This is a genomic window from Mycobacterium sp., from assembly GCF_035499775.1.
Taxonomy (GTDB): domain Bacteria; phylum Actinomycetota; class Actinomycetes; order Mycobacteriales; family Mycobacteriaceae; genus Mycobacterium.
This window is the reverse complement of record NZ_DATJYB010000242.1, coordinates 1-10,620: the sequence shown is the minus strand read 5'-3', so window position 1 is coordinate 10,620 and position 10,620 is coordinate 1. Positions and strand designations below refer to the sequence as shown.

Annotated in this window: 10 protein-coding genes; 4 read left to right on the top strand and 6 right to left on the bottom strand. The window is 65.2% G+C overall.

Translation table 11 applies throughout. The features are described from left to right. A partial coding sequence (locus VML93_RS16145) for an HdeD family acid-resistance protein (RefSeq protein ID WP_325612127.1) occupies nt 1-558 on the bottom strand: 558 nt, incomplete at its 3' end. Between the two features lie 297 nt (nt 559-855). Between VML93_RS16145 and VML93_RS16140 the strand changes: the two genes are divergently transcribed. Further along, nucleotides 856-1,053 carry a hypothetical protein gene (locus VML93_RS16140; protein WP_325612125.1) on the top strand — a complete coding sequence of 66 codons (198 nt, stop codon included), beginning with the start codon at nt 856-858 and terminating at the stop codon, nt 1,051-1,053. A gap of 508 nt (nt 1,054-1,561) precedes the next feature. Here VML93_RS16140 and VML93_RS16135 read toward each other — a convergent pair. Then, nucleotides 1,562-2,857: a PucR family transcriptional regulator gene (locus tag VML93_RS16135; protein WP_325612124.1), complete on the bottom strand. Its 1,296-nt coding sequence runs from the start codon at nt 2,855-2,857 to the stop codon at nt 1,562-1,564. 138 nt (nt 2,858-2,995) lie between these two features. On the opposite strand from VML93_RS16135, the gene VML93_RS16130 reads away from it, so the two are divergent. The 3 genes from VML93_RS16130 to VML93_RS16120 all read left to right on the top strand — a co-directional run bounded on the left by VML93_RS16130 (nt 2,996) and on the right by VML93_RS16120 (nt 7,047). After that, nucleotides 2,996-4,801, top strand: a complete 1,806-nt coding sequence (locus VML93_RS16130) for a DUF3556 domain-containing protein (protein ID WP_325612122.1) — start codon at nt 2,996-2,998, stop codon at nt 4,799-4,801. Further along, nucleotides 4,798-6,213: an NAD(P)/FAD-dependent oxidoreductase gene (locus VML93_RS16125; RefSeq protein WP_325612120.1), complete on the top strand. Its 1,416-nt coding sequence runs from the start codon at nt 4,798-4,800 to the stop codon at nt 6,211-6,213. Before VML93_RS16130 ends, VML93_RS16125 begins: the two co-directional genes overlap by 4 nt. Nucleotides 6,214-6,348: 135 nt before the next feature. Continuing rightward, entirely contained in the window at nt 6,349-7,047 is a 699-nt protein-coding gene (locus tag VML93_RS16120) for a hypothetical protein (protein ID WP_325612118.1), read from the top strand. A 4-nt stretch (nt 7,048-7,051) separates the two neighbouring features. On the opposite strand, the gene VML93_RS16115 is transcribed toward VML93_RS16120, so the two are convergent. The 4 genes from VML93_RS16115 to VML93_RS16100 form a co-directional block, all read right to left on the bottom strand. Further along, the gene (locus tag VML93_RS16115) at nt 7,052-8,059 is read right to left on the bottom strand and encodes a zinc-dependent alcohol dehydrogenase (RefSeq protein ID WP_325612116.1); all 1,008 of its coding nucleotides are present in this window, start codon (nt 8,057-8,059) and stop codon (nt 7,052-7,054) included. Continuing rightward, nucleotides 8,056-9,240, bottom strand: a complete 1,185-nt coding sequence (locus VML93_RS16110; protein WP_325612115.1) for a sulfotransferase — start codon at nt 9,238-9,240, stop codon at nt 8,056-8,058. The genes VML93_RS16115 and VML93_RS16110 overlap by 4 nt, the downstream gene beginning before the upstream one ends. Nucleotides 9,241-9,243: 3 nt before the next feature. Then, nucleotides 9,244-9,993, bottom strand: a complete 750-nt coding sequence (locus VML93_RS16105) for an SDR family NAD(P)-dependent oxidoreductase (RefSeq protein WP_325612113.1) — start codon at nt 9,991-9,993, stop codon at nt 9,244-9,246. After that, on the bottom strand, nt 9,990-10,620 hold a 631-nt coding region (locus VML93_RS16100; protein ID WP_325612111.1), incomplete at its 5' end, for an alkyl sulfatase dimerization domain-containing protein. The genes VML93_RS16105 and VML93_RS16100, both read right to left, overlap by 4 nt.

The following is a 10,620-nucleotide window of genomic DNA, read 5'->3' as shown; positions in this document are numbered from 1 at the left end:
GTGGCGAACCTGCAGCGCGCTGATAACGTCCATGATGCCGATGGCGATCAGCCAGCAGCCCGCAACCAAGGCCAGAATCGCGACCGAATCGATCGGGGAAACGATCAGCACCCCGCCGCCGATGATGGTTACCACGCCGGTGAACGCCTGCCAGCCGCGTCCGGGCAGGTGGTCGAAAGAGAGCGCCGACCCGAGCAATGTCATCCCGCGGAACAGCCAACCGACGCCGATCCACACGCCCAGCAGCGCGATCGACTCGAATTTGTCCCGGAAGCAAAAGAATCCGAGCACCACCGACAGTGCGCCGGTGATGAACGTCAACACTTTCATTCCGGCGCCGGTCGGTGCGCCGAAGGCGGCGAACATGTATCCGATCCCGGACACCACCAGATAGATGCCGAACAGAACGCCCGCCACGACGAGCGTCTTGCCAGGCCAGGCAAGCACGATGGCACCCAGCGCCACCGCCGTGATGCCGACCAGGAGGAGCAACTGCCAAGTGCTGCGCGCGAGCTGGTCCAGGGGACCTTCGAAATGGGTCTTTTCGCTGGTTGTCATAGAGAAACGATAGTCCGGCATCGACGCGATGAGAATGTTTCCGGCACCAGAATTCAGCATCCCGCATCGTTACCGCGAACAGTGTCAGGCCAAGTCGCACTGAGGTAGGCCCGCCCCCGGCTTTGTCGCCAGAAAACAAAAGCCGGGCACAACTTGGTCGTTCAGCGACATCGCCGTGTCGACCCCGGGCCGATAAGTTTCATCACGAACACAGCGTCACGTTCCCCACAGGTTCGAATTGCTGACTCCCACAAACTAACCCAACTATCCGCGGTGCGGAGAAATGTAGGCGAAGCCATGTACGAAGCGATACTGCAAATCACCATCTACCTCACGATGGTCTTGTCCCCAGTGCTCATTCCGGTAACCGCCCACGGTATCCACATTGTCCGCGACCGGCGGCAGTCCGTCCCGCAGCGCGGGGCAGTCCACTTCCCGCGAGTCGCCGCACCCCGTCGTCTCGCCGTTCCCGCCCTCGCCGCCGCCGCCGCGTAGCGTCCGCTTACCAAGCCCGGTAGCCCAGCCCAGCTGGACTACCGGGCTTTTGCTGCAGAACCACGCTGCCGTACCAGTGACAGGCCCGTTGTCAGGGTTTGTTGCCAGAGAACAAAAGTTGGGCACAACTTGGTCGTTCAGCGACATCGCCGTGCCGACGCGGGGCCGATAAGTTTCATCACGAACACAGCGTCGAGTTCCCCACAGGTTCGAATTGCTGACTCCCACAAACTAACCCAACCATCCGCGGTGCGGAGAAATGTAGGCGAAGCCATGTACGAAGCGATACTGCAAATAACCATTTACCTCGCGATGGTCTTGTCCCCAGTGCTCATCCCGGTAACCGCCCACGGTATCCACATTGTCCGCGACCGTCGGCAGTCCTACCCGCAGCGCGGGGCAGTCCACCTCCCGCGAGTCGCCGCACCCCGTCGTCTCGCCGTTCGCGGCCTCGCACCCGCCGCCGCGTAGCGTCCGCTTACCAAGCCCGGTAGCCCAGCCCAGCTGGCTACCGGGCTTTTTGCTGCAGAACCACGCTGCCATACCAGTGACAGGCCAGCAACGCGAGTTCCACGTCGAGCCGGTCACTGCTGATCTCCCGCCCGCGCCGGGCGACGGCCCGGCCCACCCGGTACTTCACCGAGTTGAAGTGCATGTTCAGTTCCTCGGCGGCCACCTTGTAGCTGCCGCCGCAACCCAGATACACCCGCAATGTCTCGCGCAGCCGCGCGTCGTTCTCGGTATCGCCGGCTAGGTCGCCCAGCACGCCGGTCACCCACTCCCGGGTTCCGGCCACGTCGCTACCGAGTCGCGCCACAACCGACAAGCCGGGGTCGCTGGCGGCGATCACCGTCGGTCCCTTCGACTCACGGACGATTGCGACGGCGCGGGCCTCCACCGCCTCCCGGTGTGTGCGACGAAAGCCCTCGAAGCCGCCTGCCGTCGTCCCGATCGCCACCCTGGGCGAGTCCGATCGGTTCTGCGCGAACCGGCGAACCCCCTCCACCGCGTCGTCCACCGCGGCTCGATGCGGCAGCCAGCCCCACGCGCAGCTGCGGTCGGCGGCCACGAAAAGCGGGCTGGCATCCACCCGCACGGCCTCACCCAATTCGCGGAGAAATCGTTGCAGCCGCGGAAGTTCGTCGGCCTCGGAGCCCTGGTCCGGGGACCACACGACCAAGCCGAGGTGGTGCCACCGCAGCGGATAGCGGATCGCCGTGCTGGCTGCATCGACATCGATGGGTTTGGTTGCGGCCAGGATCTCGCGCACCCGCACGCCGCGGAGAATGTTCTGGTTTTCCAGCCAACGTTCGCGTTCGTCTTCGTAGACGGCAACGACTTGCTGCGACATCCAGTCGATGTAGTCGAACAGCGTGCCGGTGATCGCCTCGATCACCGGCACCCTTCTCGATTCCGGGATGTCCATGGCGCGCAATTCGGCGAAGACCGCTTCATTCATCAGGCGCTGACCGAGCCGATAGGCCCGCACCAGCGCGTTGACGGGCACCCCGTGCTGGGCCAGGCGGCGGGCGTACTCCAACGCGGCGGTGGGCGCCTCGACGCGCTCCACGGCGATGTCGTAGCGCAATGCGTGCAGGATCGTGTCCACGTTGCCCTCTACGCTGTTCCCCAGCAGTTCCATCAACGCTGGATCGCCGCGCAGCTCGGGGATCTGCTCCTCCAGCGAATGGTGCACCATCGACGACACCTCGAGCACCCGGGCGAGCAATCGGCTGGCGATCTCGGCGACGTAACTGCTAATCCCGACTTGAACATCTGGGCCGTCGAGGTGTGGTTTGTTCACGTCAATGACGTTAGACGCGGTTGTCGATCGGCGATAACCCCCGCCTGCGAATTTGTCTATCGCCGACTGTGCCGAGAAGCGCACAATTCCTACTGTGGTCGTCACAATCGGCAAACTTTAGCCCAAAGGAGCGAAACAATGGGGTTCACAAAACCGGATCTCCCTGCGGTCGACCCGGATACGTTCTTGCAAAAGCCACTGATGGAGCGGATGCGGATCCTCGCCATCGACTGGGGCGAAAGTGGTTTCGGCTCACCGAGGATGATCCACACCATTTACATCCTGAAGCTGGTGGCATTCGCACTCGGCGGCATCACCGTCGCAACGGCGACGTCCGGGCTGCCCGCCTTCTGGCATGTGAGCGAATGGTGGAACCAGCCGGTCGTCTACGAGAAAGTGATCCTGTGGACCGTGCTACTCGAGACCATCGGTGTGGCCGGGTCCTGGGGGCCGCTGGCCGGCAAGGTCAAGCCGATGACCGGCGGCATCCTGTTCTGGGCTCGCCCGGGAACCATCAGGTTGCGGCCCTGGAAGTGGGTGCCGTTCACCAACGGTGATCGGCGCACCTGGCTGGACGTCGGGATGTATCTGGCGCTGCTGGTGAGCCTCGCCGTCCCGCTGCTGGCACCGGGCGTGCACAGCGACTCGCTGTCAAAGGCACTGCCGCACAACACATCCGGCGTGGTGAACCCAGCCCTGCTGATCGCGCCGATGGTGCTGCTGGTGCTGGTCGGTCTGCGGGACAAGATCATCTTCCTGGGTGCTCGCAGCGAGCAGTACCTGCCGGCGTTGTTCTTTTTCGCCGCGCTGCCATTCGTAAACATGATCATCGCGCTCAAAATGCTGATCGTGGTGGTATGGGTCGGTGCCGGATTCTCCAAATTCGGTAAGCACTTCTCCAACGTCATTCCGCCGATGGTCAGCAACACGATATTCGCGCCCAAATTTCTGCGACGGGCCCACTACCGTGACTTCGGGCGCGACATGCGGCCGTCGCGGCTGGCGGACTTCATGGCACACGTCAACGGCACCACGGTCGAGATCCTGGCTCCGCTGGTCCTGTTCTTCTCCACGAACAAGTGGCTGACGCTGGTCGCGGCACTTGTGATGGTGGGCTTCCACCTGTTCATCATCTCGACCTTCCCGCTGGCGGTGCCGCTGGAATGGAACGTCGTGTTCGCCTACACCACCATCTTCCTGTTCCTCGGCTTCCCGAACAGCGACGGATACGCCCCGTGGAACATGTCGCCACCCTGGCTGGCCCTGATCATCGCCGCGGGTCTGCTGTTCTACCCGATCCTGGGCAATCTGCGTCCGGACAAGGTGTCGTTCCTGCCCTCGATGCGGCAGTACGCGGGCAACTGGGCCTCCGCAGTGTGGGCGTTTGCGCCCGGCACCGAACAGAAGCTCAACCGGGTCACCCGCTCGGCGTCCAACCAGATCGACCAGTTCATCGCGGCCGGCTACGAGCCCAAGTGGGCGGAGATCACGCTGCAGAAAACGGCCGCATGGCGAAGCTTGCACAGCCAGGCTCGCGGCCTGTATTCGCTGCTGTTGACGCACCTGCCTAGCGTCGACACCCGCACCGTGCGGGAGGGTGAGTTCGTGTGCAACTCCCTGATCGGATTCAACTTCGGCGACGGTCACCTGCACAATGAAGACTTGATCCGGGCCGTGCAGCGCCAAGCCGAATTCGAACCGGGCGAGTGCATCATCGCCTGGGTGGAGTCGGAGGCCTTTGGCAGCGGTGTTCAGCACTACAAGCTGATCGACGCCGCACTCGGGGTGATCGAGCGCGGCACCTGGAAGGTGGCCGACGCGGTCGCCGAACAGCCCTGGTTGCCCAACGGCCCCATCCCGCTGCAGGCGCACTGGTCACTGCTCAGCACAAAGCCGGCCGCAGCCCAGACCGATCAGGACCACGGTCACGGGGCGCTGACATGACCAGCGCAGTGGTGGTGGGCGGCGGGCCTAACGGGCTCGCCGCCGCCATCTCGCTGGCCGCCGAAGGCGTCGATGTCACCGTGCTCGAGGCCGCCGACGAGGTCGGCGGTGGTGCCCGCAGCAGCGAAGCGATCATCCCCGGCCTCCTGCACGATCACTGCTCAGCTATCCACCCGATGGCCGTCGGCTCGGAGTTCCTCAACCGCGTCGGCCTGCACCGGTACGGCTTGACGTGGCGCTGGCCGGAGATCGACTGCGTCCACCCTCTCGACGACGGCAGCGCCGGTGTGCTGTACCGCTCGGTGGAACAGACCGCTGCCGGTCTGGGTCCCGACGGGTCACGGTGGCGCCGCGCCTTCGGCTACCCCTCCGCGCATTTCGACGCGCTGAGCGAGGACATCATGCGGCCGCTGTTGCGGGTGCCCAACCACCCGTTGATGCTGGCCCGCTTCGGCGCGCCGACGGTGCTGCCCGGGTCGACGTTCGCCCGGCTGTTTCGCACCGCGCAGGGTCGGGCGCTGTTCGGGGGCGTTGCGGCCCATGCCTTCCGGCCGCTGCACTATCCGATGACGTCCGCGATCGGGATAGGGATTATCGCGGCCGGCCATCGCCACGGCTGGGCGGTGGCCGAGGGCGGATCGCAGTCGATCACCGACGCGATGGTCGCGCTGCTGACCGACTTGGGCGGCAAGATCGAGACCGGCCTCCGGGTCGATTCTGTGTCGCAGCTGCCGCCGGCGGACGTCACGATGTTCGATTTGGCGCCCAGCGCGGTCGCCGGCATCCTGGGCGACCGTCTGCCACGCCGAATTTCCCGCGCGTTCACCAGGTTTCGCCGTGGCCCCGGTGCGTTCAAGGTCGACTTCGCCGTCGAAGGTGGCGTGCCGTGGACCAACCCCGAGGCCCACCGGGCAGGCACGGTGCATCTGGCGGGAACCTACGCTGAGCTTGCCGCGACCGAGCGGGATATCCACGCCGGGCGGATGCCCGAGCGGCCTTTCGTACTGGTCGGCCAGCAGTATCTGGCCGATCCGCAGCGCTCGGTGGGCAACGATCACCCCGTCTGGAGCTATGCGCACGTCCCCAACGGCTACACGGGTGACGCGACCGAGGCGATCATCGCGCAGATCGAGCGATTCGCACCCGGTTTCCGGGATCGCGTCGTCGGCCAACAGGTCTGCGCCACGACAGAGATGGCCGCCTACAACGCCAACTATGTCGGCGGCGACATCATGACCGGTGCCAAGGACATTCGGCAGCTGACGTTCGGGCCGCGAATCACCCTGTCGCCCTACACCATTGGGGTGCCGGGCATGTACATCTGCTCGGCGGCCACCCCGCCCGGGCCCGGCGCGCACGGCATGTGCGGCGCCAACGCCGCCCAGCTCGCGCTGCAGCACCTCGCCAAGTAGCACGAGCAGGCGCAAAAGCACCCGTCGCCCGGCGTCGGGTGCTTTTGTGTCTGCTCGTGCCGCCAAGAAATCTCCAAGACGGCCCCGACACCCTCCTGTTCAAGTCGCCAGCGGCTGCCGGACAGGAGGAACAGAATGGCGAATTCACTTGCCGCGCCGCCCATGATCACAAAGCTGTCCGGCGCGTTGATAACCGCCATTGCGCTGGCAACTCTCGCTCCCGCACCTGCCCACGCCAACGGCGTCCTGACGGTCGGGATGAAACTGACCTTCAAACACCACGCCTGCTCGCTCGGGTTTTTCGCCACCGACTCGGTCGGAGATCAGCTCGCCATCACGGCTGGACACTGCGCCGAAGGACTGCACGAACGGGTCTACAACCCCTGGGGTCAGCAAATAGGTGAAGTCGTTGCCTGGCAGCCAGATGCCGAAGACAGTAACGGGAAGCTGACCGGCTCACGCGGGTTCACGGTGGTCTACACCTATAGAACCTTCGGCATCGAAGCATTTTTCACGCGCGTGGGATCCGCGAAGGTTGGCGATCGCGTGCGGTTGTATGGACAGCGAACCGCTGGCACCAACGGCACGGTCACCAACGTGTCCTATAGCGCAGGACATCCGGATCTGGACCTGCTCACCTCAGACGTCAAACAGCTGCCGGGTGACTCGGGCGGTCCGCTGTACACCCAGGGGCCGACCTTGGTCGGCATTGCATCCAGCACCAACGACGGGACTCGGGCCGCCGAGGCCCAGCCGCTCGATTCGCTCGAGCAGGAAATCAAGGCCGGCGCGGGGCGCTACGGCCGGGGTTTCTCGGTCTACGTCCGAGGCTGAGCGCTTAGAAGGTGACCACTACCTTGTCGGCAGCGCCGGGAGTGCCGGCCAATTCGAACGCTTCGCCGACGTTGTCGAACGGGACGGTATGGCTGACGATCAGCGCGTACTTCTCCCAGTTCGCGACGAGATCCTTTGTCACCTCGAAGATTTCGTCGGGATATCCCATGCTGCCGACGATGCTGATCTCGTTGCTCATCACGTTGACGAACTCGACCGACACCGGCTCCTTGTGCACGCCGACGATAACCAGGGTCGCCCCCTTTTTGGCGGCCGCCAGGGCGGTGTTGACGACGGCAGCAGCACCGGCGGCGTCGAGGTAGATATCGGTCCCCGCTTTACCGGGGAATATGCTCTCCCCCGCACCGTGCAGTTCGATCAGGCGCGCCACGACGTCCTCGTCGGCGGAGTTGATGACGGCGTCCGCACCGATCTGCAGCGCCTTCTCCAGCCGAGCCGGAATCAGGTCCACCACCACGACATGGCTCACCCCAACGGATTTGAACGCCAGCGTCGCGCCCAGCCCGATCGGCCCGGCACCGAATACCACCACCTTGTCCAACGGTTTGGGGTTGCAGCGGTTGACGCCGTGGCGCGCGACGGCCATCGGCTCGTTGAGCGCAGCGACTTCCCACGGGATGTGGTCAGGGATGACTTCCAAACTGGTTCCGCGGACCGCGTTCTCGATGAGCAGGTAGTCGGCGAGCGCCCCGGCGGGGCCGCCGTTGCCGATGATGCCACGTGGGGCGGCCATCGGGTTGATGACGACATGATCCCCGACGGCGATGCCGGAGACCTCGGCGCCGACCTCGATGACCTCGCCCGCCGGTTCGTGGCCCAGGGGTGTACAGCCCTGCCGGGGCGGAACGCCTCCGATGGTGAGGTAGAACGCATCCGAGCCGCAGATTCCGCACGCGCGCATCGCCACGAGCACGTCGCACGGGCCCGCCTGCGGGCGCTCGGCCTCGATGACTTCGGCCGTGCCGGGACCGGTGACCATCGATACCTTCACGGCGTGCCTTCCATTTCGATGTCGAACCGCTCGAGGTACTCGGCGAACACCGGTTCGAGTGCTTCGACCGTGAGGCCGTACTGGTCGAGGCTGTAGGAGTTGAGCGCGAACCGGTCCTGCGGATGCTCGGCGAGCCAATTACGCATGCGCGCTTCGGTTTCGGCGGTCAGCGGATCGCCGGCCCAGTCGTAGATGCGGCGCATGACATCCATCGGGTCGCGCATCATCTCGTGGTAGTACATGTCGAAGAAGCGGTCGTCGCCGATGCGATCGCGGGCCCGCAACGGGCGTTCGACGTGATAGCGCATCTGCCACATGGCGTCGCGGCCCATCGCCTCCAGGTCCACTGCGTCGGGATGCAACGTCATTCCCTTGGGCAGCCGCCACAGGTTGGCCAGCGACCCCGTCGCCTTGTACGGGTCGCGGTGCGCCCACACCAGTCGGGCGTCGGGAAACACCTTCAACAGCGCCTCGATGTGTACCGAATGCGACGGCATCTTCAGGCTCCAGGTACCCGGTGCGGTGGACTGCAGCACCTGCAGGTAGCGCTTCTGGTACTGGTAGGTGCTGCTCATGTCGGCCTCGTCGAAAAGCCATTCGGCGTAGCGCCGCGTCGACAGGAACGAGTCCCACGACAGGCCCTTGAAGTCCTGGTTGTGGATGAACATGTCCTCGGTGGGGCCGTCGGCGTCTTCCCAGTGCGGCAGCGCCACTTTCGCCTTCGTGACCATCTCCAGGATCTTGCTCTGCTCCTCGAGCAGGGCCACGCAGCGCGGATCGGTGCGCAGCGTCTCGGTGGTGGCCGGCGGAATCGGATCCACACACTGCCAGTGCAGCACCGAACGCCGCGCCGGGTCCTGGTCGAGCAGATAGCTGATCACCGTGGTGCCGGTGCGCGGCATGCCGAGCACGATCAACGGCCGCTCGACGGGCGCATCGAGCACTACGGGGTGCGACTGGATGTAGTCGTGGATCTGCAGCCGACGGCCCAGGGCGTCGGTCGCATCGTTGAGGATGCGTTCCCGGCCGAACGGGGTGAACGCCGGCGAGGTATTGACCTCATCGACGATGATCGCCAATCCCGCACGCCAGGAATCGGATTCGATCTCGGTGAGGCCGGTGCGCCGCGCGGCCAGCTTGAGGACGTCGTCCGCAGACGCCACCGCGTCGAATTCGCCCATGATCTAGACCGTCAGATATCCGCCGTCGACCGCCACGGTGGTGCCGGTGATATAGCGCGCGGCATCGGTGCACAGGAACAGCACCGCGGGCGACACTTCGTCGGGCATTCCCATCCGGCCCATCGGAGTGTGGCGCATTTCGGGTTCGAGCAGTTGCGGGATGTCGCGTACGGGGTGGGTCATCCGGGTGTCGATCAGCCCGGGTGCGACGGCGTTGACGCGGATGCCGTCGTCGACCCAGCGTCGCGCCAAGTTCTTGGTGAAGGCCACCATTCCTGCCTTCGACGAACTGTAGGCCGGCACGGCTACGGCGGACACGAACGCTGACATCGACGCGATGGTGACCACGCTGGCGCCGCCGGGGGCGTCACTCGCCTTGAGCGGCGCGTGACAACCCATCGTCAGGCGCATGTGGGCGAACATGTTGACCGCCACCGACCCGGCGTAGCCGTCGGGATCCCATTCGTCCTTTTGCGCCGCGTACGGGCCGCCGGCGTTGTTGACCAGAACGTCAAGCGCTCCCAGCGATTCCGTCAGCGCGTCGATGGCGTCGGGATCCGCCATCTGACACTGGCGGAATTGCAATGCGCTCAGGTCGATCTCGGGGTAGTCCGCCGCCGACGCGCGCGTGCCGGTCACCGTGACGGCGGCGCCGGCCCTGGCGAAGTCGGCGGCGATCGCGTACCCGATGCCGCTGGTGCCGCCGGTCACCAGCACGTTGGTGCCGGTGAAGTCGAAGCTGAGGGAGTTCATTCGGTCGTCCTCAATTCGTTGATCGATTTGGTGAGCCAGGCCTTTTCCCAGAAGTTATCGGTGCCGGCCAGCAGCGCTTCGTGGGCGTCGGCGGCCACCGCGCGCGCCGCCGGATTCCCGGGCTCGACGGTCAGAACGAGGTCGGTGAGATGCAGCGCTTCCACCGGTCGCCCGTTCGCCACATGAGTGCGCGCCGCCTCGGCGAGCGCGTTGGCTCCGGCGGCGTTGACCACGTCCGCCGCAACGGAATTCGCCGCAACACCGTAGAGTTCGGTGGTCGAGCGGTGGTGGAACCAACCGGTGTACATCTCCCAGATGGCGCGCACATTCCAGGAGGTCTTGCCGTAGCCCTCGCCGACGTCGAGGTGCTCCGGCACGCTGACCTCGCGCATCGCGGTGTGCACATCGGCGCCGGAATTCATCAGCTCGACGGTTCGATCGTGCACGACCTGCATGGCGTCTCGCATCGCGGTGACCTCCTCGGCGATCCGGTCGGCGCCCTCGATCGGCGCGAAATGGCCGGTGATGATCTTCTCGGGCCCGTACTCCAACACCGTGTTGAGCGACTCGATATACAGAACCGGGTCGCGGTACCGGTCACCGCGAATGGTCATCAGATTCGGCACA

What these genes read in the sequence shown, in the direction of transcription:
- VML93_RS16105 (WP_325612113.1), bottom strand. Translation starts at nt 9,993, where the DNA reads ATGAACTCCCTCAGCTTCGACTTCACCGGCACCAACGTGCTGGTGACC.
- VML93_RS16110 (WP_325612115.1), bottom strand. Translation starts at nt 9,240, where the DNA reads ATGGGCGAATTCGACGCGGTGGCGTCTGCGGACGACGTCCTCAAGCTG.
- VML93_RS16125 (WP_325612120.1), top strand. Translation starts at nt 4,798, where the DNA reads ATGACCAGCGCAGTGGTGGTGGGCGGCGGGCCTAACGGGCTCGCCGCC.
- VML93_RS16140 (WP_325612125.1), top strand. Translation starts at nt 856, where the DNA reads ATGTACGAAGCGATACTGCAAATCACCATCTACCTCACGATGGTCTTG.
- VML93_RS16130 (WP_325612122.1), top strand. Translation starts at nt 2,996, where the DNA reads ATGGGGTTCACAAAACCGGATCTCCCTGCGGTCGACCCGGATACGTTC.
- VML93_RS16120 (WP_325612118.1), top strand. Translation starts at nt 6,349, where the DNA reads ATGGCGAATTCACTTGCCGCGCCGCCCATGATCACAAAGCTGTCCGGC.